Annotated in this window: 25 protein-coding genes; 6 read left to right on the top strand and 19 right to left on the bottom strand. The window is 70.9% G+C overall.

What is annotated here, in order from left to right:
* Positions 1-56 precede the first annotated feature (56 nt).
* The gene (locus ACZ3OF_RS09130; protein ID WP_467303649.1) at positions 57-1034 is read right to left on the bottom strand and encodes an AraC family transcriptional regulator; all 978 of its coding nucleotides are present in this window, start codon (positions 1032-1034) and stop codon (positions 57-59) included.
* 69 nt (positions 1035-1103) lie between these two features.
* Between ACZ3OF_RS09130 and ACZ3OF_RS09125 the strand changes: the two genes are divergently transcribed.
* Positions 1104-1334, top strand: coding sequence for a hypothetical protein (locus ACZ3OF_RS09125; protein WP_467303647.1), 231 nt, complete (start codon positions 1104-1106; stop codon positions 1332-1334).
* 45 nt (positions 1335-1379) lie between these two features.
* Positions 1380-2603 (top strand): TerD family protein, encoded by a 1224-nt coding sequence (locus tag ACZ3OF_RS09120; RefSeq protein WP_467303645.1) that lies wholly within the window; start codon positions 1380-1382, stop codon positions 2601-2603.
* A 65-nt stretch (positions 2604-2668) separates the two neighbouring features.
* Here the strand turns inward: ACZ3OF_RS09120 and ACZ3OF_RS09115 are convergent, their stop codons facing one another.
* Positions 2669-4114 carry an alkaline phosphatase PhoX gene (locus ACZ3OF_RS09115; RefSeq protein WP_361669044.1) on the bottom strand — a complete coding sequence of 482 codons (1446 nt, stop codon included), beginning with the start codon at positions 4112-4114 and terminating at the stop codon, positions 2669-2671.
* 163 nt (positions 4115-4277) lie between these two features.
* Positions 4278-5732 carry a hypothetical protein gene (locus tag ACZ3OF_RS09110; RefSeq protein ID WP_467303642.1) on the bottom strand — a complete coding sequence of 485 codons (1455 nt, stop codon included), beginning with the start codon at positions 5730-5732 and terminating at the stop codon, positions 4278-4280.
* 212 nt (positions 5733-5944) lie between these two features.
* On the opposite strand from ACZ3OF_RS09110, the gene ACZ3OF_RS09105 reads away from it, so the two are divergent.
* A complete protein-coding gene (locus ACZ3OF_RS09105) occupies positions 5945-7792 on the top strand; it encodes an endonuclease/exonuclease/phosphatase family protein (RefSeq protein ID WP_361669049.1) in 1848 nt (615 codons plus the stop codon).
* A 9-nt stretch (positions 7793-7801) separates the two neighbouring features.
* Here ACZ3OF_RS09105 and ACZ3OF_RS09100 read toward each other — a convergent pair whose 3' ends face one another.
* The gene (locus tag ACZ3OF_RS09100) at positions 7802-8512 is read right to left on the bottom strand and encodes an antibiotic biosynthesis monooxygenase (protein ID WP_361669051.1); all 711 of its coding nucleotides are present in this window, start codon (positions 8510-8512) and stop codon (positions 7802-7804) included.
* A gap of 93 nt (positions 8513-8605) precedes the next feature.
* Here ACZ3OF_RS09100 and ACZ3OF_RS09095 point away from each other — a divergent pair, with 93 nt between their 5' ends.
* Entirely contained in the window at positions 8606-9049 is a 444-nt protein-coding gene (locus ACZ3OF_RS09095) for a GNAT family N-acetyltransferase (RefSeq protein ID WP_361669053.1), read from the top strand.
* Positions 9050-9060: 11 nt separating this feature from the next.
* Here the strand turns inward: ACZ3OF_RS09095 and ACZ3OF_RS09090 are convergent, their stop codons facing one another.
* Complete coding sequence (locus ACZ3OF_RS09090; RefSeq protein ID WP_361669055.1) at positions 9061-9801, bottom strand: SDR family NAD(P)-dependent oxidoreductase; 741 nt, start codon at positions 9799-9801, stop codon at positions 9061-9063.
* Between the two features lie 130 nt (positions 9802-9931).
* On the opposite strand from ACZ3OF_RS09090, the gene dapA reads away from it, so the two are divergent.
* Positions 9932-10810 (top strand): 4-hydroxy-tetrahydrodipicolinate synthase, encoded by an 879-nt coding sequence (dapA, locus tag ACZ3OF_RS09085; RefSeq protein ID WP_467303634.1) that lies wholly within the window; start codon positions 9932-9934, stop codon positions 10808-10810.
* On the opposite strand, the gene ACZ3OF_RS09080 is transcribed toward dapA, so the two are convergent.
* From ACZ3OF_RS09080 to ACZ3OF_RS09065, 4 genes are all read right to left on the bottom strand, one after another.
* Positions 10795-11013, bottom strand: coding sequence for a hypothetical protein (locus ACZ3OF_RS09080; protein ID WP_467303632.1), 219 nt, complete (start codon positions 11011-11013; stop codon positions 10795-10797). The two genes, dapA and ACZ3OF_RS09080, sit on opposite strands and share 16 nt — an antisense overlap.
* 75 nt (positions 11014-11088) lie before the next feature.
* Complete coding sequence (gene dapD, locus ACZ3OF_RS09075; RefSeq protein ID WP_352186255.1) at positions 11089-12072, bottom strand: 2,3,4,5-tetrahydropyridine-2,6-dicarboxylate N-succinyltransferase; 984 nt, start codon at positions 12070-12072, stop codon at positions 11089-11091.
* Between the two features lie 136 nt (positions 12073-12208).
* Complete coding sequence (locus ACZ3OF_RS09070) at positions 12209-12799, bottom strand: TetR/AcrR family transcriptional regulator (protein ID WP_467303629.1); 591 nt, start codon at positions 12797-12799, stop codon at positions 12209-12211.
* Positions 12799-13119 (bottom strand): DMT family transporter, encoded by a 321-nt coding sequence (locus ACZ3OF_RS09065; RefSeq protein WP_361432597.1) that lies wholly within the window; start codon positions 13117-13119, stop codon positions 12799-12801. Before ACZ3OF_RS09065 ends, ACZ3OF_RS09070 begins: the two co-directional genes overlap by 1 nt.
* Positions 13120-13182: 63 nt before the next feature.
* Between ACZ3OF_RS09065 and ACZ3OF_RS09060 the strand changes: the two genes are divergently transcribed.
* The gene (locus tag ACZ3OF_RS09060; protein ID WP_467303626.1) at positions 13183-14262 is read left to right on the top strand and encodes a DUF7847 domain-containing protein; all 1080 of its coding nucleotides are present in this window, start codon (positions 13183-13185) and stop codon (positions 14260-14262) included.
* Here the strand turns inward: ACZ3OF_RS09060 and ACZ3OF_RS09055 are convergent.
* From ACZ3OF_RS09055 to ACZ3OF_RS09010, 10 genes are all read right to left on the bottom strand, one after another.
* Entirely contained in the window at positions 14252-14617 is a 366-nt protein-coding gene (locus ACZ3OF_RS09055) for a VOC family protein (protein ID WP_361669067.1), read from the bottom strand. The two genes, ACZ3OF_RS09060 and ACZ3OF_RS09055, sit on opposite strands and share 11 nt — an antisense overlap.
* Before the next feature lie 64 nt (positions 14618-14681).
* The gene (locus ACZ3OF_RS09050) at positions 14682-15020 is read right to left on the bottom strand and encodes a metal-sulfur cluster assembly factor (protein ID WP_361669070.1); all 339 of its coding nucleotides are present in this window, start codon (positions 15018-15020) and stop codon (positions 14682-14684) included.
* Positions 15017-15478: a Fe-S cluster assembly sulfur transfer protein SufU gene (sufU, locus tag ACZ3OF_RS09045; protein WP_352186261.1), complete on the bottom strand. Its 462-nt coding sequence runs from the start codon at positions 15476-15478 to the stop codon at positions 15017-15019. Before sufU ends, ACZ3OF_RS09050 begins: the two co-directional genes overlap by 4 nt.
* A gap of 9 nt (positions 15479-15487) precedes the next feature.
* Complete coding sequence (locus ACZ3OF_RS09040) at positions 15488-16756, bottom strand: cysteine desulfurase (protein ID WP_329121975.1); 1269 nt, start codon at positions 16754-16756, stop codon at positions 15488-15490.
* Entirely contained in the window at positions 16753-17517 is a 765-nt protein-coding gene (gene sufC, locus ACZ3OF_RS09035; protein WP_352186263.1) for a Fe-S cluster assembly ATPase SufC, read from the bottom strand. Before sufC ends, ACZ3OF_RS09040 begins: the two co-directional genes overlap by 4 nt.
* Before the next feature lie 7 nt (positions 17518-17524).
* Positions 17525-17845 (bottom strand): bifunctional 3-phenylpropionate/cinnamic acid dioxygenase ferredoxin subunit, encoded by a 321-nt coding sequence (locus ACZ3OF_RS09030; protein ID WP_260228615.1) that lies wholly within the window; start codon positions 17843-17845, stop codon positions 17525-17527.
* A complete protein-coding gene (gene sufD, locus ACZ3OF_RS09025) occupies positions 17845-19026 on the bottom strand; it encodes a Fe-S cluster assembly protein SufD (RefSeq protein ID WP_361669073.1) in 1182 nt (393 codons plus the stop codon). The genes ACZ3OF_RS09030 and sufD overlap by 1 nt, the downstream gene beginning before the upstream one ends.
* A gap of 86 nt (positions 19027-19112) precedes the next feature.
* Positions 19113-20528, bottom strand: a complete 1416-nt coding sequence (sufB, locus tag ACZ3OF_RS09020) for a Fe-S cluster assembly protein SufB (RefSeq protein WP_352186265.1) — start codon at positions 20526-20528, stop codon at positions 19113-19115.
* Positions 20525-21253, bottom strand: coding sequence for a helix-turn-helix transcriptional regulator (locus tag ACZ3OF_RS09015; RefSeq protein ID WP_361669076.1), 729 nt, complete (start codon positions 21251-21253; stop codon positions 20525-20527). The genes sufB and ACZ3OF_RS09015 overlap by 4 nt, the downstream gene beginning before the upstream one ends.
* A gap of 165 nt (positions 21254-21418) precedes the next feature.
* Positions 21419-22945 carry a carboxypeptidase-like regulatory domain-containing protein gene (locus tag ACZ3OF_RS09010; RefSeq protein ID WP_467303614.1) on the bottom strand — a complete coding sequence of 509 codons (1527 nt, stop codon included), beginning with the start codon at positions 22943-22945 and terminating at the stop codon, positions 21419-21421.
* Between the last annotated feature and the right edge of the window lie 85 nt (positions 22946-23030).

Here is a 23030-nt window from a genome sequence, read left to right as displayed (position 1 = left end):
GAGCGCGCGGTCCTGCCAGCGGAGGTCCGGCCGGCACCTCACCGGCCGTCGTCACCTCACCGGCCGCCGACCCCACGCCGCAGCGTCTGCGAGGGCGTCTCCCCGAACCGGGTCCGGTACTGCGCCGCGAACCGGCCGTGATGCGCGAAGCCCCAGCGCCAGGCCACCTCGCTCACGCTCAGCTCCCCTGGGCCCGCGCCCCGCAGCTCCTCATGGACCCGTTCGAGCCGAACCTCGCGGACGTACGCCATCGGTGACATACCCACGTACTCGCGGAACGACTCCTGGAGCCTGCGCACCCCGACCCGGGCGAGGCCGGCGAGCTCGGTCGTGGTGAAGGGGTGCTCGGGTCGGGCCCGTACGGCGTCCATCGCCCGTTTGACGGGCGCGGGCCGCAGCGGCTCGCCCGGATGGGCCAGCTCGTCACGCCAGGGGTGTTCGGCCGCGAGCAGCAGCCCGTTGAGCAGCGCCTCCTGGAGGGGCACGGCGACCAGCTCGTGATGGGCCAGGCTGTCCCCGGCGAGCGCCTCGCGCGCCACCTGGCGGGCGAAGCGCACCCAGCTCAGCCCGGGGCCGCGGGTGGTGTCCAGCCGCGGCGCGAAGGCGAGGTGTCCGCGCGGCGGGCGCCCGAGGAGCCGTTCGAGACGCTCGTGCAGCGCGGCCGCGCCGATCTTGACGGAGAGGGTGCGGCAGTCCCCGCTCCAGCGCTCCAGGACGGTGTCCCCGCACGGATCGAGGAGCACCGCCTCGGCCGCCGTCGCGACCACCGGGGCGGCGCCGCCCTGGCGCAGCTCCATCGTCCCGCCGAGCGGGGCGTTGACATGGAACGCCCCGAGCTCGCCGAAGCGCATCCGGACGTCCGCCCCGCAGGACAGGTCCCCGATGACCAGCGGCCCGAGGGCGACGGTGTCGAACCTGGCCGCGAAGGGCCGCTCGCGCCGCTCGATGACGTCCATGAAGTTGGCGTAGTACCGCGCGTCGATCTCCTGCCGCGCCTGGTCCACGTCCCGCGTACGAAAACTGCTCCCACCCACGAACGGAAGAATACGATCCGCTCGAATATTCATATGACGGACCTGCCCGGGACCGGCAGGATGCCCGCCATGCCACAGCCTCAGGGATTCAGTCACGAACAGCGCGCCGACGGCACGGTCGTCATCACCCACCGCGGGCGCACGGCCGGAACGCTGCGCGGAGGCCGTGCGGAGAAGTTCCTGGCGGAGGTGGCGTCGGGGGACGCCCAGCTGGTCATGGCGCGCTGGACGGGCGCGTACAAGTTCGGCAACGAGCGCACGGCCCGGAACCACCCCCGTAACCAGAGTGTCCGAAGGTAGGGAAGGTAAGGGAACGGCAAAGCGGTCTCGCTCGTTAGCCTTGGCATGACCGCTATGACCCCCGGCTCGAACATCCCGCTCACCGCCGCGCGCGTGGCGGTGGACGTCGCCGCTCCGGTACGGCTCGACGTCTCGGGCCTGCTGCTCAGCGCCAACGGCAAAGTGCGCTCGGACGACGACTTCATCTTCTACAACCAGCCGACCGGCCCCGGTGTGACCTACCGCTCCGGCGGCGGCTCGGCCCCGGACGCGATCGTCGTCGACACCGGCGCGGTGCCGCCGGGCATCGAGAAGATCGTCGTCACCGCCAGCCCCGACGCCGCGGGCCAGTCCTTCCAGGGCATCGAGCCCACGGCGACGATCCGCAACGCGGACGACGGCAGCGTCCTCGCCACCTTCACCCCGCCGCAGCTCGGGACGGAGACGGCGCTGGTGATCGTGGAGATCTACCTCCGCAACGGCGCCTGGAAGGCCCGTGCGGTGGGCCAGGGGTACGCCAACGGACTCGCGGGCATCGCCACCGACTTCGGCGTCTCGGTGGACGAGGAGCCCGCTGCGGCCGCGCCCGCCGCAGCCCCGGCACCCGCAGCACCCGCGGCGCCGGTCGCGCCGCCCGTGGCCGCTCCCGTGGACCCGCGGATCGCCGCCCCCACGCCTCCCCCGGCGGCCCCGGCGGCCCCCGTCTCCACCGGCAAGATCAACCTGGACAAGGGCCGGGTCAACCTCCAGAAGAACCAGACCGTCTCCCTGGTCAAGGGCGGCCGCCCGCTGCTCTCCCAGGTCAAGATGGGCCTCGGCTGGGAGCCCGCGTACCGCGGCAAGGACATCGACCTCGACGCCTCGGTCATCGCGTACGGCCCCCAGCGCAACCACCTGGACAGCTGCTACTTCGGCAAGCTCTCCATCCTGAACGGCGCCATCAAGCACTCCGGCGACAATCTGACCGGCGAGGGCGCGGGCGACGACGAGGTCATCGTCGTCGACCTCGGCCGCCTCCCCGCCGACGCCACGGGCCTGGTCTTCACGGTCAACTCGTTCTCCGGCCAGAAGTTCACCGAGGTCGCCAAGGCGTACTGCCGGCTGATGGACGCGGCGACCGGCGAGGAGCTGGTCCGCTTCGACCTGACCACGGCCGAGCCGCAGACGGGCGTGATGATGGCCAAGCTCATCAAGCAGTTCACCGGTGAGTGGGAGATGACGGCGATGGGCGAGTTCGTGAAGTCGCGGACGGTCCGGGGCATGGTGAAGCCCGCCGCCCAGGCGCTCTGACGACACCGGACACGAGGAAGGGCCCGCCGGGTGACCGGCGGGCCCTTCCGTCGTATCGGCGTGGGTCAGCGGCGGGGCTGGCGGCGCCACGGGCCGGTGATGGCCACCATGATGCCCGGGTCCTGGATGTTGGCGAAGAGCGTGTCGCCGTCGCAGGAGAAGACGACGCCGGTGAACTCGCTGTCGTTCAGGTCGTTGCGGGCGATGGGGTAGGTGCGGCCCCGCTCGGTGGCGCCGAAGAGGTGCTGGACGCCCTCGCCGTCCTCGGCGATGACGAGACCGCCGTAGGGGGAGACGGTGATGTTGTCGGGGCCGTCGTAGGCGCCGTCCTTGTCCGGGTCGGGGTTGACGCCCAGGAGGACCTGGAGGGTCAGGGTGCGGCGCTTGGGGTCGTAGAACCAGACCTGCCCGTCGTGCGAGGGGCCGGGGCTCTCGTCACGGGCGTACGAGGAGACGATGTACGCGCCGCCGTCGGCCCACCACATGCCCTCCAGCTTGCGGGCCCGGGTGACCTCGTCGGGGCCGAACTGCTGGCGCACCTCGACCTCGCGGCCGTCGCGGTCGGGGACGTCCAGCCAGTCCACGCCGTAGACCGTGCCGATCCGGGTGGCCCGGGACAGGTCGTCGACGAAGCGGCCGCCCGAGTCGATGCAGCGGGGCGCCTGGAGGACGCCGGCGTCGTCGGCGAGGGTGCGGAGCTTGCCGCGGCCGTGCTCGAAACCCTTCGGCGGCACCCAGCGGAAGAAGAGGCCGTTGGGCTCGTCGGCGTCCTCGGTGAGGTAGGCGTGACCGCGCTTGGGGTCGATGACGACCGCCTCGTGGTCGTAGCGGCCGAACGCCTTGATCGGCTTCGGGTCGCGGTTGGCGCGGCGGTCGCGCGGGTCGACCTCGAAGACGTAGCCGTGGTCCTTGGTCATGCCGTTCTCGCCGGCGCGGTCGGAGTTCTCCTCGCAGGTGAGCCAGGTGCCCCAGGAGGTGCGGCCACCGGCGCAGTTGGTGGAGGTGCCGGCGATGCCGACCCACTCGGCGACGGTGCCGTCACGGTGCACCTCGACGACCGTGCAGCCGCCGGCCGCGGCGGGGTCGTAGACGAGGCCCTCGGTGAGCGGGACGGGGTGCGTCCAGCGGGAGCGCTTGCCCTTGAGCTCGTGGTTGTTGACCAGGAGGGTGGTGCCGCGCGGGCCGGCGAAGGTGGCGGTGCCGTCGTGCTTCTGCGGGGTGAACTCGCCGGACTCCAGCTTGGTGACACCGCTGTGGGTGATGACGCGGTACGTGAAGCCGGCGGGGAGAGCGAGCATGCCGGCGGGGTCCTCGACGAGGGGCCCGTAGCCGAGCCGGTGCCGGTTGCCCTCCTCCGCCTGCTCCTCCGCCCGGTCGTCCCGGTCGTCCCGGTCGTCCGCGGTGGCGAGCGCCTCGGGTGCGGTGGCGAGCGCGGCGACCGTTCCGGTCAGGACGAGCCCGGCTCCGGCGGCGGTGGACTGCTTGGCGAACTCTCTGCGGTTGAGAGGCATGGCGTGTTCGTCTCCCTGTCGTCACCCGGTGTCGGGCACACGGTCCCGCCCACGCACGAACGGGAGTTGAACGGAGAGACGCCCCGCAATGAACTGCGCCGCCGAGAGGGCGGGGGGACGGGACCCGGGCGCCCGGTCGGGCGCTCGGGTCACCTCTCGCCTCTCACGCCCCCGCGCGCGACCTCGCCTTGAAGGCCGCCTTGCGGGCCTCCTTGGCCGACGCCTTGTCCGGGTGCAGTCGGCCCATGGCCTCCAGGACCTCGGCCGTCGCCGGGTGTTCGACGCGCCAGGCCGCGTCGAAGAAACCGCTGTGCCGGCCGGTGAGCCCCTCGATCAGCTCGCGGAGTTCGTCCAGGTCGCCCCGGGCGTCCAGCTGCGCGGCGATCGTGTCGATCGCCAGCCAGAAGATCATCGACTCCGACGGCGCCGGCACGTCCGCGGCGCCCTGCTCCGCTAGCCAGACCCGGGCGAGCCCGCCCAGTTCGGCGTCGTCGAGCACCTCCCGTACGGCGGGCTCCGCGTCCGCGCCCACGAGCGAGAGCGCCTGCTGGCAGTGGAGCCGGCGCAGCGGGGAGCCTTCGTCGGCGCCCCGCGCGGCGGCGAGCAGGTCCCGCGCCGCGCGCACGGCGTCCCGTCCGGCCAGCCAGCCCACGGTCTCGGCGCGCGCCGCGGTCTCGGGGTAGACCGCGAGCCCGTCGAGGAGCACGTCCGCGCCCTTGTCGGCCAGTTCGCCGACGGCCGGGGCGTCGACGCCCGCCTCCAGCATCCGGGCCCGTACGCCGTAGAGCCCGAGCGGCGTCAGCCGGACCATGCCGTACCGGGTGACGTCCTCGTCGTCGACCTCGTCGATCTGCGCGGTGGGCTCCTCGCCCTCCTCGACCATCAGCGCCTCGTCGACGGGCTGGTACTCGACGAGCCCGATGGGTTCGAGCAGCCGGAACTGCTCGTCGAGGCGCATCATCGCCTCCGAGACCTGCTCCAGGACGTCGTCGGTCGGCTCGCCCATGTCGTCCGGGACGATCATCGACGCGGCGAGCGCCGGCAGCGGCACCGGGCCCTCGCCCGGCCCGCCCTCGCCGACCGTGAGCAGGTACAGATTGCCGAGCACGCCCTCGAGGAACTCGGCCTCCTCCTCCGGGTTCCAGTCGAGGAGCTCGAAGTCGATCTCTCCGTCCTCGCCGATGGCCTCCGCCAGGTCGTCGAGGACGGGCGCGGTGGCGTCGGCGAAGAGGACGTCCAGGCCGTCGAGCCAGATCCCGAGGACGTCGAGCGGGGTGCCGCCGGTGAGGAGCCCGAGGTTCTCGCCCGCGGTGACCGCGCCCGGGGTGTCGTCGTCCTCGCCGTCCTCGACGTCCACGAGCCCGGTGTCGACCGCGAGGCGCCATGCCTCGCTCGCGTACGCCTCACCGTCCTCGTCCGCCGTGAGACCCAGCACCTCGGCCGCGGCGGGCAGTTGCTCGTCGACGAGTTCACCGCCCGCGCCGACCCGGGTCTCGGGGCCGGCCCAGCGGGCGAGCCGGGCCGCCCGCGCCAGGAGGGGCGTGGCCAGGGCATCCCTCGCCAGCTCCGCGTCCGAGTGCAGCTGAACGGGGGGCAGGGTGGGGCGGTCCGGTGCCATCTGGGGTCTTCTCCTCGAAGGGCTGCGAGCCTGGGTGGCCGTGCTGTCGGCGAACGGACTTCAGCGTAGACGCATTTCCCACCCGGCCCGCCGGTTCACCGAGGCGTCAGCCTTCGTACACCCGTCAACCCTTGACAAGTCCACCGCTCAGCCAAGAGATTGACGCGCGTAGATCTATCGACCGTTCATCCAAGCGCTTCCGGAGCTCCCTGATGCCTTCCTCCATACCGAGATCCGCGGCCGTGGCCGCCGTCGTGTCGGCCGCGCTCGCGGCCGGACTCCTCGCCGGCTCCACCGCCTCGGCGGACACCTCGGCGGAGACCACCGCCGGTGTCCGTATCCACGACATCCAGGGCACCACCCGTGTCTCGCCCCTCGTCGGCACCCAGGTCACCGGCGTCACGGGCATCGTGACCGGTGTTCGCACCTACGGTTCGCGCGGATTCTGGATCCAGGACCCGCAGGCGGACGACAACCCGGCCACCAGCGAGGGCCTCTTCGTCTTCACGAGCTCGGTGCCGACCGTCGCGGTCGGCGACGCCGTCAGCGTGAACGGCACGGTCGGCGAGTACGTCCCCGGCGGGCTGAACTCCGGCAACCAGTCGCTGACGCAGATCTCCAAGCCCACGGTCACCGTGGTCTCGCAGGGCAACCCGGTCCCGGCCCCCGTGACCATCTCGGCCTGGTCCGTCCCCGACGCGTACGCGCCCGAGGGCGACGCGGCCGCGGCCGGCTCCATCAACGGCCTCACGCTGAAGCCGCAGCGGTACGCCCTGGACTACTACGAGTCGCTCGAGGGCAGCAACGTCCGCGTCGGCACCTCGCGCGTCGTGGGCGCCACCGACCCGTACTCCGAGCTCTGGGTGACGGTGAAGCCCTGGGAGAACCGCAACTGGCGCGGCGGCACGGTCTACGGCTCGTACACCTCGCAGAACACCGGCCGGCTCCAGATCCAGTCGCTGACCCCGATCGCGCAGCAGCCCTTCCCCACGGCGAACGTCGGTGACGTGCTCTCCGGCACGACCGAGGGCCCGCTCGACTTCAACCAGTTCGGCGGCTACACGCTGACGGCGCGCACCCTCGGCACGGTCGTCGACCGCGGCCTGGAGCGCGAGACGACGGACAAGCAGCACAAGAACGAGCTGGCGGTCGCGACGTACAACGTCGAGAACCTCGACCCGTCCGACCCGCAGGAGAAGTTCGACGCGCTGGCGGCGGCCGTGGTGAAGAACCTCGCCTCGCCCGACATCCTGGCCCTGGAGGAGATCCAGGACAACAACGGCGCCAAGAACGACGGCACGGTCGCCGCCGACCAGACGCTGAAGAAGTTCACCGACGCCATCGTGGCGGCGGGCGGCCCGGCGTACGAGTGGCGTTCGGTCGACCCGCAGAACAACAAGGACGGCGGCGAGCCCGGCGGCAACATCCGCCAGGCCTTCCTCTTCAACCCGGAGCGGGTCTCGTTCACCGACCGCGCGGGCGGCGACGCGGTCACCGCGACGAATGTCGTGCGCGGCGAGGACGGTACGCCCGAGCTCACCCTCTCGCCCGGTCGGATCGACCCGGCGAACACGGCCTGGGAGAGCAGCCGCAAGCCGCTGGCGGGCGAGTTCACCTTCCGCGGCCGTACGGTCTTCGTGGTCGCCAACCACTTCGGCTCCAAGGGCGGTGACGAGTCCCTGGTCTCGCACCACCAGCCGCCGGTCCGCTCCTCCGAGGCGAAGCGACTGCTCCAGGCGCAGGCCGTCAACGCCTTCGTGAAGGACGTGCTCTCGATCCGGAAGAACGCGGACGTCCTCGTCCTCGGCGACATCAACGACTTCGAGTTCTCGGAGACGACGGAGGCACTGACGGACGGCGGGGCACTGTACCCGGCGGTGAAGTCCCTGCCGCGCAGCGAGCGCTACTCGTACGTCTTCCAGGGCAACAGCCAGGTTCTCGACCAGATCCTGACCAGCCCGGGGATCGGCCACTTCGAGTACGACAGCGTCCACATCAACGCGGAGTTCGCGGACCAGAACAGCGACCACGACCCGCAGGTCCTGCGCTTCCGCCCGTAGTACCCCCTGCTACGCGCCCGCGCTGAGGCTCAGCGCGGGCGCGTAGCGCTTCACCGTGCCCGCGACCACTCCCGGGTACGACCGCACCCTCGCCCACTGCGGGGTCGGCGAGCCGACCCCGTCCCCGGGCAGGGCGAGTGCCTCGATGTGGGCCTGCTCGCTCTCCCACTCCGCGTAGTTGAGGACCCTCGTCCCGTCCGTGGAGAGGTGGAAGTGGGCCGAGATCCCGCCGGGCGCGGGCGCCGGGTCCGTCTCCAGCGCGTCGAAGACCCCGTCCACCCAGTCGCGCTGCCGGGCGGCGTCCGGCCCGTCGAACTCCACGTCGACGATGACGACACAGCCGGGAATCCGGTCACCGGCCGGCCCGGCGGATCGGTACGGCGGGGCGTACCGGTGGAGCACGACGCGCTCGATGCCGGGCACGGCCGCGTCGATCTCGGCGTTCCGGTCGTCGCGGAAGGTGCGGACGAAGTCCTGGTACGCCTCCTCGCTCGTCCACTGCGAGTAGTGGAGCAGCGTGTCCCCGTCGGTGCCGATGTACACCGAGTACGAGAGCAGCCCGACGTCCGGCCAGTCCCGGCTCTCCCACGCCTTGGCGATGGCGTCGACGGCGGCACGCTGCCGCTCGGGCGTGCCGACCCGCCATGTGGAGACGAACGCACTTCCCACACCGGGGCGGTGCAGGTCGGGACGGGCATCGGGCTGGGCAACGGCGTTCATGGGGTGACCTCCTGTCGTCGGTGATCCCACCCTCCGACCTCAACCGCGCTTGAGGTCAAGGGCCTTCGGTACGGATCTGCGAGACTCGCCGTCGTGATCCTCCGCCCCGCCACCCGTGCCGAGCTGCCCGCCGTCCTCGCCCTCCTCGCCGACGAGGAGAAGGTCGTCGACCCCGCCTCGGTCGTCGTCACCGAGGCGTACGAGCGGGCCTTCGCCGACATCGGGAGCGATCCGCGCAACGAGATGCTGGTGCTCGTGGACGGCGAGCTGGTCGTGGGCTGTCTGCAGGCGACGTACATCCCCGGCCTCGGCAAGGGCGGCGCCGAGCGGGCGCTGCTGGAGGCCGTGCGGATCCGGGCGGACCGGCGGGGCGGCGGGCTCGGCCGGGAGCTGGTGGCGCGGGCGGTGGAGCGGGCGCGCGAGCGCGGCTGCGCGCTCGTCCAGTTGACCAGCGACAAGCGGCGGACGGATGCCCACCGCTTCTACGCCTCGCTGGGCTTCGCCCGCAGCCACGACGGCTTCAAGCTCGCGCTCTGAGGAACCCCGGTTCAGCCCAGCAGATGGCCTCCGCCGTCGACGAGGAGCACCTCGCCCGTGATGTACGCGGCGTTGGTGAGGTCGAAGACGGCGCCGGCGATGTCCTCCGGGCGGCCCACCCGGCGCAGCGGAACCGCTCCCGCCACACGGGCCTTCGCCTCGTCGGCGCCCTCCACGCCGTCGAACCAGGGGGTGTCGATGAAGCCCGGCGCGACGGCGTTGACCCGGACGTCCGGGCCGAGGGTCTTGGCGAGGAGCTTCGTCATGTGGTTGACGGCCGCCTTGGAGACCGCGTACGGGATGGAGCTGCCACCGGGGCGGACACCGGCCTGCGAGGAGATGTTCACGACGCAGCCCGCGCCGCGCTCGCGCAGGTGCGGGACGGCGGCGGTGACGGTCTGCCAGACCCCGATGACATTGACGTCGTACAGGTGCCGCCAGACGTCGGGAGTGGCCGCGCCGAGGTCGTCGTGCGGGATGAAGCGGGTGGTGCCCGCGCAGTTGACGAGGATGTCGAGCCGGCCGTACGCCTCCACGGCGGAGGCGACGAGCCCGGCGGCCTGGGCCTCGTCCGAGACGTCGGCCCGGACGTAGACGGCGTCGGGCAGTTCGGCGGCGAGGGCCCTGCCCGCCTCCGCCGACCGTGCCGAGTTGACCACGACCCGGATCCCCGCGGCGGCGAGGCGGCGGGCGATCGCGGCGCCGATGCCCGAGGACGAACCGGTGACCAGGGCGACACGCTGTTCACTCATGCTGTGCTCTCTCCATGTCCTCCTGTCGCGCAGGACGATCATGCCAGAGACCCACTCTTCAGCAGTGCTTACTCCTCACCACAAGAAGAACTAAGTAGACCTTCAGGATCAGGCGTCGCAGACTTCCTTGATGAGCACTGAACGCCCCTTCGGCCGAGCCCTCTGCGCGATGATCACCCCGTTCACCGCCACCGGTGGGCTGGATCTCGACGTCGCCCGCGAGCACGCGGCCCATCTGATCTCCGAGGGATGCGACGGTGTCGTCCTCAACGGCACCACCGGCGAGTCCCCGACCACCACGGACGCCGAGAAGGCCGCACTGATCGAGGCGGTCCGCGAGGCCGTCGGCCCCGGACCGGCCGTCGTCGCGGGCGTGGGCACCTCGGACACCCGCCACACCGTGGAGCTGGCGCGCCAGGCCGAGAAGGCGGGCGCGGACGGGCTGCTGGTCGTCACCCCGTACTACAGCCGTCCGCCGCAGGCCGCCGTCGAGGCGCACTTCCTGAAGGTCGCCGACGCGACCGGCCTGCCCGTGATGCTGTACGACATCCCCGGCCGCACCGGCACCCGGATCGAGCCCGGGACGATGCTGCGGCTCGCCGAACACCCGAGGATCGTCGCGGTCAAGGACTGCTCCTACGACCTGCTCGGCTCCACCAAGGTGATCGCCCACACCTCGCTCGCGTACTACTCCGGCTGCGAGGAGCTGAACCTCCCGCTGTACGCGGTGGGCGGCGCCGGCTACGTCAGCACGGTGGCGAACGTGGTGCCGCGTCAGATGCGGGCCGTGCTCGACGCCTTCGACGCCGGCGACACGGCCGGGGCCGCCCGGCTCAACGGGCTCACGGTCCCGCTCGCCGAGCTGATGATGGCCTCCGGCCTGCCGGGCACGGTGACGGCCAAGGCGCTCCTCGGCGACTACGTCCGGGAACCGCTGCAGCCCGCCGACCTGGAGACGGTCGACGGGCTGCGGGCGGCGTACGAGGATCTGGTTCAGTCGAACACGTAGGTGGTACCGAAGAGCGCCGCGTGCTCGAGGACGTCCTCCAGCGGGTCGTCGATCTGACCGGTGTGGAGGGTGAGGCTCGGGCCGTTCGAGACGTACGGACCGTTGTGCGTCCGCGTGTGCGTCTCGTCCGCGGACGCGGCCACGGCGGGCAGGAGCACCGCCGCCACGGTCAGCGCTCCGACGATGGTGGGCCTCGTCCTCATGTCGACTCCTCGCCTTGTCTGCTCGTGTGACCACGTCATCCTGACAACGCAGCGTCACACGACCAGGTCACGGCCTCAGTTGTGGCTGTGGAGGATCTCGTTGAGCCCGCCCCACACCGCGTTGTTCGGGCGGGCCTCGACGGCGCCGGTGACCGAGTTGCGGCGGAAGAGGATGTTGTCGCCACCGGACAGGTCACGGGCCTTGACGATCTCGCCGTCCGGCATCGTGACGCGCGTACCGGCGGTGACGTACAGACCGGCCTCGACGACGCACTCGTCGCCCAGCGCGATGCCGACGCCGGCCTCGGCGCCGATGAGGCAGCGCTCGCCGATGGAGATGATGACGTTGCCGCCGCCGGAGAGGGTGCCCATGGTGGAGGCGCCGCCGCCGATGTCGGAGCCGTCGCCGACGACGACACCGGCCGAGATACGGCCCTCGACCATCGAGGTGCCCAGCGTGCCGGCGTTGAAGTTGACGAAGCCCTCGTGCATGACGGTCGTGCCGGCGGCGAGGTGCGCGCCCAGGCGGACGCGGTCGGCGTCGGCGATCCGGACACCGGCGGGGACGACGTAGTCGGTCATCCGCGGGAACTTGTCGATCGAGGTCACCTGGAGGTGCAGACCCTCGGCGCGCGCGTTGAGGCGGACCTTCTCGATGTCGTCGACGGCGACCGGGCCGAGCGAGGTCCAGGCGACGTTGGCGAGCAGGCCGAAGACACCGTCGAGGCTCTGGCCGTGCGGCTTGACCAGCCGGTGGCTGAGCAGGTGCAGACGCAGGTACGCGTCGTGGGCGTCCAGCGGCTTGTCGTCGAGCGAGGAGATGACGGTACGGACGGCGACCACCTCGACGCCGCGGCGGGCGTCCACGCCGAGGGCCTTGGCAGCGCCCTCACCGAGGGCGTTGACGGCGGCGTCGGGGGTGAGCCGCTCGGTTCCGGCGGGCCCGGGCGCGTCGGTCAGCTCGGGGGCGGGGAACCAGGTGTCGAGAACGGTGCCGTCACCGGCGATGGTGGCGAGGCCGGCGGCGACGGCGCCGGTGGTGCGAGGAGCAGTGGTCATGCGGAAAACCTAACGTTCGGGGCCCCGCCCGGGCCAACCGGTCTCAGGTGTCGGTCGAGCGCCCCGGCGGAACCGCCAACCCGGGCGACGGCCCACTTGGCGGATCACCCGGACCGGACGGGGCCCGGCGCGGGGCTCAGGTGGTGCCGGGCGCGGCGCCCGTCCCCGGTGCCGTCGGCAGGAGGCGCGCCAGCATCTCGCGCGCGTACTCCTCGTCGTACGTCCCGTCCGTCAGCAGGACCTGGAGACAGATGCCGTCCATGAGGGCGACCAGCGCGCGAGCCGTCATCGGGTCCGTCCGCCGGGACAGGGCCTCGGTGACGGCGTCCGTCCACTCCGCGGCGACCGGCCGCAGCGCGGGGCGGCGCAGGGCGGCAAGGTAGAGCTCGTACTCCAGCTCCACCCCCGTCCGCGCGCCGCCGATCCACTCCCCCATCAGCCGGGCGAGGGCGGCGGCGAGGTCGGTGCCGGGGTCCGTGTCGGCGTCGGCGAGCGCCGGGCTCTCGCGCAGCTGCCGACCGAAGCCCTCGTTGGCCTGGCGCAGCGCGGCGACGAGGAGCTCGTCGAGGGAGGCGAAGTGGTACGTCGTGGAGCCGAGCGGCACGTCCGCCTCGGCCGCGACCGTACGGTGGCTCAGCCCTGCGATGCCCCGGGCGCCGACCACGCGCAGCGCGGCGTCGACGATCCGCTGCCGCCGCTCGGGGTCGTGGCGGCGAGCGCGGGCCATCAGTGCGCTCCGCCCATGTTGAGCACGAGGACGCCCGCGATGATCAGGAGGACCCCGGCGACCTTGGCGACGCTGAACGTCTCGTTCATGAAGAGGATGCCGATGACGGCGACGGCCGCGGTGCCGGCGCCGGACCATATCGCGTAGGCCGTGCCGACCTGGAGGGTCTTGAGCGCCTGGGCGAGCAGGGCGAAGGCGACCAGATAGCCGACGCCCGTGACGATCGAGGGCCAGAGCCTGGAGAAGCCGTCGCTGTACTTCATCGAGACCGTCGCGATGATCTCCGCGGTGATGGCTCCCGCCAGCAGTCCGTACCCCATGCGTACTATCGTACACATCTATGCGTACGGGCGTACACAAACGCTCCCGCTACGGTGTCCCGCATGACCTATCCCACGGGGCCGTACGGCTACGGCTACGCTCCCCCGCCCCCTCCGCCGAAGCCCGGCGTGATACCCCTGGCGCCGCTGGGTCTCAGCCAGATCCTGACCGGCGCCTTCGCCACCATCGGCCGCTACTGGAAGCCGCTGCTCGGCGTGGCCGCTGCCGCCTACGGCGGTGCCCTTCTGCTGGTCGCGGCGGCCGGCGGCCTCGCGTACGCCGTGGTCGCGGACCACGTGCCGCGCGTCTTCGACCTGCCCGGCGGGCAGGAGCCCAGCTGGGACAACGGCCGTCCGCTGCTGATCGCCTTCGTCCTCGTGTGGCTGATCGCCGTGATCGGGATGCTGGTCGCGAGCGCCGTCGTGTACGCGGCGTGCCCGGCCGTCCTCCAGGACGCGGTGCTGGGCCGGCGGACGACCTTCGGCACGGTCTGGCGCCGCTCCTGGGCGCGGATGCCGGCGGTGATCGGCACGGTCTTCCTGACGACGCTGATCATCTTCGTGCCCATCGCCCTCTTCACGGTGGCGATGATCGGCTTCGTGGTGGCGCTCTTCACGGCGGCCTCGAACGCGAGCACCGGGTCGGGCTCGACGGCGATCTCACCCGGTCTCGCCCTCGTCGCCTTCCTCGTCGCCCTGGCCGCCATGCCGCTCGCCACCTGGATCTGGGTGAAGCTCAGCCTGGCGCCGGCGGCGGCGGTGTTCGAGGGGCAGGGCGCGACGGCCTCCATGCGCCGCTCCAGCCAGCTGGTGCGCGGCTCATGGTGGCGGACCTTCGGGGCGCTGCTGGTCGCGGGCCTCCTGGCGGCAGTGGCGAACTGGCTGATCCAGCAGGTCCTCGGCCTGCTGCTGTCGGTCCCGGCCTCGTTCTCGGGCTCGTCCGACTTCGAGACCCCGGGCGAGGTCATGATCGCGCTCGTACCGGTGCTGGTGATCGCCGTCGTCGGCGGGATGCTGGCGCAGGCCGTCTGCTCGGTCTTCCCGCCCCTGGTCACCGGTCTCGTCTACGTCGACCAGCGGATCCGCAAGGAGAACCTGGCCCCCGCTCTGGCACAGGCGGCGGGGACCCCGTTCAGTCCGTGAGCGACCGCTTCGGGCGCAGCACGCAGAACTCGTTCCCCTCGGGGTCGGCGAGGACGACCCAGGTCACGTCCTCGCCCTGACCGACGTCGACGCGCCGGGCCCCGAGGGCGAGGATCCGCTCGACCTCGGCGTCCTGGTCGTCGGGCGTCAGGTCGATGTGCAGCCGGTTCTTGACGGACTTGGTCTCGGACACGGGAAGGAAGCACATCCCCGGCATGGCGGTGGCGTCGGCACCGATGACGATCTCGTCCTCGGCCTCGAAGAGGATCCGCCAGTCCAGCACCTGGGCCCAGAACCGGGCCTGGGCGGGCAGGTCGTGCGAGTCGACGGCGAGTTGATACATGCGAACGGCCATGCCCGCCAGTCTGCCTGGCGAGCATGGCCGTTCGATACTGCGAAACGGTCGGACGTCGAGAACGTCAGACGTTGAAGCCGAGCGCGCGGAGCTGCTCGCGGCCGTCGTCCGTGATCTTGTCCGGGCCCCACGGCGGCATCCAGACCCAGTTGATCTTCAGCTCGTTGGCGATGCCGTCGGTGGCGGCCTTCGCCTGGTCCTCGATCACATCGGTCAGCGGACAGGCCGCCGACGTCAGGGTCATGTCCAGCGTGACGACGTTCGAGTCGTCGATGTGGATGCCGTAGATCAGGCCGAGGTTGACCACGTCGATGCCCAGCTCGGGGTCGACGACGTCGTACAGCGCCTCGCGGATCTCTTCTTCGGAGGCCGGCTTCATCGTGGCCTCGGCGTTCTCGGTCATGCCGACTTCCTCTCCGCGTCGCCCAGAGCCTGGGCCGTCGCGTCCTTCCACGCCATCCAGCTGAGCAGCGCGCACTTCACCCGGGCCGGGTACTTGGAGACACCCGCGAACGCGACCGCGTCCTCCAGGATCTCCTCCATCGCGTCGTCCGGCTCGATCTGGCCCTTGGACTGCATCAGCTCCAGGAACGTGCCCTGGATCTTCTGCGCCTCGTCCAGCTCCTTGCCGACGAGCAGCTCGTTGAGGACCGAGGCCGAGGCCTGGCTGATCGAACAGCCCTGGCCCTCGTACGAGACGTCCTCGATCCGCGATCCGTCGTACTTCACCCGGAGCGTGATCTCGTCGCCGCACGTCGGGTTGACGTGGTGCACCTCGGCGTCGCCGTCCCGAAGACCGCGCCCGTGCGGGTGCTTGTAGTGGTCCAGGATGACGTCCTGGTACATCGAATCCAGCTTCACGACCAGCCCCTACCCGAAGAAGTTCCGTACGTGCTCAAGTCCCTCGACCAGGGCGTCGACCTCGGCCGGGGTGGAGTACAGATAGAACGACGCTCGCGTGGTCGCAGGAATTCCGTACCGCAGGCAGACCGGCCGCGCGCAGTGGTGGCCGACACGGACCGCGATGCCCTGCTCGTCGAGGACCTGGCCCACGTCGTGCGGGTGGATGTCACCGAGCACGAAGGAGATCGCCGCGCCGCGGTCCTCGGCCGTGGTGGGGCCGATGATCCGCAGGTCCGGCACCTCCTGGAGCCGGCGCACGGCGTACTCGGTGATCGCGTGCTCGTGGCGCGCGATGTTCTCCATGCCGATCGCGGACAGGTAGTCCACGGCCGCGCCGAGGCCGACGGCCTGGGCGATCGGGGGCGTACCCGCCTCGAACTTGTGCGGAGCGGGCGCGTACGTCGAGGAGTGCATCGAGACGGTCTCGATCATCTCGCCGCCGCCGAGGAACGGAGGCAGGTCCTCCAGGAGCTCCTGCCGTCCCCACAGCACGCCGATACCGGTCGGGCCGACCATCTTGTGGCCGGTGAAGGCCACGAAGTCGGCCTGCAGCGCCTGCACGTCGAGCACCATGTGCGGGGCCGCCTGCGAGGCGTCGATGCAGACCAGCGCACCGACCTCCTGCGCACGCCGGATGATCGTCTCGACCGGGTTGATCGTGCCCAGCAGGTTCGAGACCAGCGTGAACGAGACGATCTTGGTCTTCTCGGTGATGACCTCTTCGATGTTCGAGAGGTCGAGACGGCCGTCGTCGGTGAGGCCGAACCACTTCAGCTTCGCGCCGGTGCGCTGCGAGAGCAGCTGCCACGGCACGATGTTGGAGTGGTGCTCCATCTCCGTGATGGCGATCTCGGTCTCGTGGTCCACGCGGTAGGGCTCGTCGGCCCAGCCCAGCATGTTGGCCACGAGGTTGAGCGACTCGGAGGCGTTCTTGGTGAAGATCACCTCGTCGCGGCTCGGCGCGTTGATGAACGCCGCGACCTTGTCACGGGCGCCCTCGTAGAGCGCCGTCGCCTCCTCGGCGACCGTGTAGACGCCGCGGTGGACATTGGCGTTGTGGCGCTCGTAGTAGGTGTTGAGCGCGTCGAGCACCTGGCGCGGCTTCTGCGAGGTCGCCGCGGAGTCCAGGTAAACGATCTTCTTGCCGTCGTGGACCACGCGATCCAGGAGCGGGAAGTCCTTGCGGATCGCCTCGGTGTCGAGGAGGCCGGAGAGCCCCTGATGGGCAGATGTCACGCGGATGCGCCACCCTTCACGTACTTGTCGTAGCCCTCGGCCTCCAGCTGGTCGGCGAGCTCGGCGCCGCCGGACTCGGCGATGCGGCCGTTCGCGAACACGTGCACGAAGTCGGGCTTGATGTAGCGCAGGATGCGCGTGTAGTGGGTGATCAGCAGGGTGCCGACCTCGCCCGTCTCACGGACGCGGTTGACGCCCTCGGAGACGATGCGGAGCGCGTCGACGTCCAGGCCCGAGTCGGTCTCGTCGAGGATCGCGATCTTCGGCTTGAGGAGCTCCAGCTGAAGGATCTCGTGGCGCTTCTTCTCACCGCCGGAGAAGCCCTCGTTGACGTTGCGCTCGGCGAAGGCCGGGTCCATCTGGAGCTTCTCCATGGCCTCCTTGACCTCCTTCACCCAGGTACGCAGCTTGGGGGCCTCGCCGCGGACGGCGGTGGCGGAGGTGCGCAGGAAGTTGGAGACCGAGACACCGGGGACCTCGACCGGGTACTGCATGGCCAGGAAGACGCCGGCGCGGGCGCGCTCGTCGACCGACATCTCCAGGACGTCCTCGCCGTCCAGGGTCACGGTGCCACCGGTGATCGTGTACTTCGGGTGGCCCGCGAGGGAGTACGCCAGGGTCGACTTGCCGGAGCCGTTGGGGCCCATGATGGCGTGGGTCTCGCCCTGCTTCACGGTCAGGTCGACGCCCTTGAGGATCTCCCGGGGGCCGTTCTCGGCCTCGACGGAGACGTGCAGGTCGCGGATTTCAAGCGTTGCCATGGGTGACTCAGGACTCCTGGGTGACGGAGACGAGCACATCGTCCCCTTCGATCTTTACGGGGTAAACGGGGACGGGGCGCGTCGCGGGAAGGCCGGACGGCTTACCGGTGCGGAGGTCGAAGCTGGAACCGTGCAGCCAGCACTCGATGGAGCAGTCCTCGACCTCGCCCTCCGAGAGGGAGACGTTGGCGTGCGAGCAGATGTCGTTGATCGCGAACACCTCGCCCTCGGTGTGCACGACGGACACCGGCGTGCCGTCGACCTCGACCCGCTTCGGGGTGTCGGCCTCCAGCTCGCTCAGCGCGCAGACGCGGACGAAGTCGGCCATCAGACGGACGCCTCCAGCTCGGCCTCGATCTTGGCGATCAGGCGCTCCTCGACGTCCGGCAGACCGATCTGCTGGACCAGCTCGGCGAAGAAGCCGCGGACGACGAGGCGGCGGGCCTCGGACTCCGGGATGCCGCGGGCCATCAGGTAGAAGAGCTGCTCGTCGTCGAACCGGCCGGTGGCCGAGGCGTGACCGGCGCCGGCGATCTCGCCGGTCTCGATCTCCAGGTTCGGCACGGAGTCGACGCGGGCGCCGTCCGTCAGGACCAGGTTCCGGTTGAGCTCGTACGTGTCGGTGCCCTCGGCGGCGGCCTGGATGAGGACGTCACCGATCCAGACGGCGTGCGCGTCCTGGCCCTGCAGCGCGCCCTTGTAGGCCACGTTCGACTTGCAGTGCGGCATGTTGTGGTCGACCAGGAGGCGGTGCTCCTGGTGCTGGCCGGCGTCGGTGAAGTAGAGCCCGAAGAGCTCGGCCTCGCCGCCGGTGGCCGCGTACTGCACGCGCGGGTGGATACGGACGACGTCGCCGCCGAAGGTCACCACGACCGACTTGAAGGAGGCGTCACGGCCGACCAGCGCGTTGTGCTGGGAGACGTGGACGGCCTTCTCGTCCCAGTCCTGGACGGAGACGACGGTGAGCTTGGCGCCGTCGCCGAGGATGTAGTCCACGTTGGCGGCGAGCACCGCGTCACCGGTGTGGTCGATGACCACGACGGCCTCGGCGAAGGCGCCGAGCTCGATGACCTGGTGGCCGAAGGCGACGCCGCCCTCGCCGTGCACGGCGATACGGATCGGCTCGTCGAGGACGGCCTCCTTGGCGACGGTGACGACCGAGGCCTTCTCGAAGGAGGAGTACGCCTGGGCGGCGACGCGGTCGACGGGGGTGCCGGCCTTGCCGAGCCGCTCGTCGTCACGGCCGACGGTCTCCACGGTGACGCCCTCGGGGGCCTCGATCGCGACCTTGACGCCTTCGCCGGTCGCGACGGCCGTGCCGTCGTGCAGGCCGCGCAGGCGCTCCAGCGGGGTGAACCGCCACTCCTCCTCGCGACCGTGCGGGACCGGGAAGTCCGCGACGTCGAAGGACGGGGGCGCGCTCATGCGCGTGGCGACGGTGGACTCGGCGGCCACCGCGATCGAGCCGGCGGTGGTGGAGCCCGCCGGGATGTTCTGGACCTCAGCCATGGCTGTCGTCTTGCTCTCTTCCTACGTTTCGATCCTCGGCCCGCCGCGTGGGGCGGGCCGCTAGCTGGTGGTGGGGCGTCGGTACGTCAGCCGACCGACCCCTCCATCTGCAGCTCGATCAGCCGGTTCAGCTCGAGCGCGTACTCCATCGGGAGCTCCTTGGCGATCGGCTCGACGAAGCCGCGCACGATCATCGCCATCGCCTCGAACTCGGTCATGCCGCGGCTCATCAGGTAGAAGAGCTGGTCCTCGGAGACCTTGGAGACGGTGGCCTCGTGACCCATCGAGACGTCGTCCTCGCGGACGTCGACGTACGGGTACGTGTCCGAGCGGGAGATGGTGTCGACGAGCAGCGCGTCGCAGAGCACGTTCGACTTGGCGCCCGGGGCACCCTCACCGATCTCGATGAGACCGCGGTAGGAGGTGCGGCCACCGCCTCGCGCCACCGACTTGGAGACGATGTTGGAGGAGGTGTTCGGAGCCATGTGGACCATCTTGGCGCCGGCGTCCTGGTGCTGGCCCTCGCCCGCGAAGGCGATGGACAGGGTCTCGCCCTTGGCGTGCTCGCCCATCAGGTAGACGGCCGGGTACTTCATGGTGACCTTGGAGCCGATGTTGCCGTCGACCCACTCCATGGTCGCGCCCTCGTAGGCCACGGCGCGCTTGGTGACCAGGTTGTAGACGTTGTTCGACCAGTTCTGGATCGTCGTGTAGCGGCAGCGGCCGCCCTTCTTCACGATGATCTCGACGACCGCGGAGTGCAGCGAGTCGGAGGAGTAGATCGGGGCGGTGCAGCCCTCGACGTAGTGGACGTAGGCGTCCTCGTCGACGATGATCAGCGTCCGCTCGAACTGGCCCATGTTCTCCGTGTTGATACGGAAGTAGGCCTGGAGCGGGATCTCGACGTGCACGCCCTTCGGCACGTAGATGAACGATCCGCCGGACCAGACGGCCGTGTTCAGCGAGGCGAACTTGTTGTCGCCGACCGGGATGACCGTGCCGAAGTACTCGCGGAAGAGCTCCTCGTGCTCCTTCAGCGCGGTGTCGGTGTCGACGAAGACGACGCCCTGCTCCTCCAGGTCCTCACGGATCTGGTGGTAGACGACCTCGGACTCGTACTGGGCCGCGACACCGGCGACGAGGCGCTGCTTCTCCGCCTCCGGGATGCCGAGCTTGTCGTACGTGTTCTTGATGTCCTCGGGCAGTTCCTCCCAGGAAGCGGCCTGCTTCTCGGTGGAGCGCACGAAGTACTTGATGTTGTCGAAGTCGATGCCCGACAGGTCGGAGCCCCAGCTCGGCATGGGCTTCTTGTCGAAGAGGCGCAGACCCTTCAGCCGCAGCTTCAGCATCCACTCGGGCTCGTTCTTCTTGGCGGAGATGTCGCGGACGACATCCTCGTTCAGACCGCGCTTGGCGGCGGAGCCGGCCGCGTCGGAGTCGGCCCAGCCGTACTCGTACCGACCCAGGCCCTCGAGCTCGGGGTGGCTGATCTCGGTGGTCATGCGGGGTTCCTCCCGGCCGTGCTTGCGGATGCTTCTGATGGGGTGGTCTGTGGGGCGCTGTGCGGGATGAACGTCGTGCAGACGCCGTCACCATGGGCGATGGTGGCGAGACGCTGGACATGCGTTCCCAAGAGGCGGGAGAAGATCTCCGTCTCCGCCTCGCACAGCTGGGGGTACTGCTCGGCGACATGGGCGACCGGGCAGTGGTGCTGGCAGAGCTGCTCGCCGACCGGCGCGTTCCGCGCAGTGGCAGCGTACCCGTCCGCGCTCAGCGCCTTGGCAAGCGCCTCGGCGCGCTGGTCGGGCGCCGCCGACTCGACGGCCTCGCGGTACGCCTCCGCCTGGTGCTCGAGACGGTCGCGGGCGAAGGCCGCGACGGCGGCTTCCCCTCCCGCGTTCTTCTCGATCCAGCGCAGCGCGTCGACGGCGAGCGAGTCGTACGACTGGTCGAAGGCGTCCCGGCCGCAGTCGGTCAGCGCGAAGACCTTGGCGGGACGGCCACGGGTGCGCTGACCGTAGACGCGCTTCTCGCGGGCCTCGACCACGTTCTCGGCGACCAGCGAATCCAGATGCCGGCGCACGGCCGCCTGGGTGAGGCCGAGCCGCGTCGCCAGATCGGAGACCGTCGACGGGCCGTGATCCAGGATGGAGCGCGCGACACGGTTGCGCGTGGAGCGCTCACCGGTCGCGAGTTCCTCCACGGGAGCCTCGCCAACGTTTTTCACAACGCCATTGTTGCGTAATTCTTTGGAGAGTGACAAGCGACGTCATGGCGGGGGCACGGTGCCGTGCATCACTCAGGTAAGGCTTACCTGACCTGCGGAAACGATCTCCGGGACGGCTCGCGGCCGCACCCCGGAAGGGTACGGTCGCGGTCGTTCGCGAGGGCTTCAGAGGCCCGGAGCGGCCTCCCCGGAGCCCCCGTGACCTCGCACGATCACCGTCACAGGGATGTCGATCACCGGTCCGCGCCCACTGTCCGAACGGACCCGCAATGTCCCTTTCAGCACCGTGCCGGGCGCCACCCCCGTCGTGTCGACCGTGACCGTCACCGCCGTCCGGTCGTGCGGCTCCTGTCCGGCGCCCTCCAGGCCGCCTCCGGCCGGGGAGACGGAGAGCCAGCTCTGCCCGTCCTTCTCGGCCACGCTGTACGCGGTGGGGATGCTGCCCGCGTTGGTCAGGGTGAGCGTCCGGGTGCGCCGGGAGTCCGCCGGGGCCTTCACCCTCAGGGACCGCTTGTCGGCGGTGACCCGGCCGGTGCCGAGCTCGCCGTTCACGAGACGGACGCTGCCGGGCACGGCGGTGACCGTGATCCGGTCGCCCCAGTAGTACGGCGCGTCGAGCACGACGTCGTAGTCCTGCCAGGACGCCGGCACCTGGAACAGGTAGGCGCCGTCGGCGTCGGCGGAGCCGGACGGCCCGAGGCCCCCGCTGTAGGCCCCGACCCGGGCGCCGGCGACCGGGAGCTGGTCGTTGGCGTCGATCACGCGGCCGAGGATCACGGCGGTCCTCGTCTGGCGGAGGGCGATCACCGTCCCGTCGCGCAGGGTGCCCTCGTCCCGCGAGTAGATCAGCGCGCCCTCCCCGGTGTGGCTCTCGGCGCCGACCGTGGCGGACGAACCGTTCTCCCGCCCGGCCCCGGAGAGGTCCCGGTAGTGCAGGGAGGCGGTGCCGTCCTCGCCGATCACGGCGGCGAAGCCGATCCGCTCACCGGTCGCCGGCCCGGCGATCTTCACGTTCCGCCACTCGACGACGATCTTCCGGTGCGGGGCGGTGCCGGTGGCGGCCCAGTACACACCCGACCGGCCGTCGACGGCGAGGTCGTCCCCGAAGGCGTGCAGCGTGCCGTCGGCCGTCTGCGCTCCGGGCGCGGCGAAGGAGAGCGTGCCGTCGACGGAGGCCGTCAGCGAGCGGTACGCGCGGCCGTAGAAGGGCACGGGGAACGGCAGGTCGAAGGCCGCCGTTCCGGAGGCGCGGTCGGCGAGGCGGAGCCGCTCCGTCCCGGCCGGGAACTCGGCGGCGGTCGTGACCGAGCAGGCCGTACCGAAGGCGTCGGTACGGGGCGTCAGCGTGACGTCCTCGGCGCCGCCGGCCGTGGTGACATCGACCTGGACGGTCGCGGGAGAGGCGCAGCGGTGTGCGGGGGCGACGGCGAGCTCGTACTCCCCGGCGGCCGGAAGGCGCAGGGTGTAGCGGCCGTCGGGGCCGGTCGTCGCGGTGGCGCCGGACGGCGAGGCGGTGACGACGGCGCCCGCCTCGGCGCCGGTGGCGCCGGTCACGACGCCGGTGAGATCGATCGTGGCGGGATCGGCCTGCGCGGGGGCGGCGGCCAGCGCCAGAGGGAGCACGAGGGCGGCGGCGGTGAGCGCGGCGAGGGTTCTCCGTCGGTCACGTCGGTGCGATCGGGCCAAGTGCACGGACTCTCCTTCACGGAAGGTGCGACATTTGTACGCACGATCACCCGATCGTGGTGGAGGAGTGCGCTCGATGTGGCGGCTTCCG

Source organism: Streptomyces sp. NPDC022552, from assembly GCF_055561875.1.
This window is presented reverse-complemented; position numbering and strand designations above follow the sequence as displayed.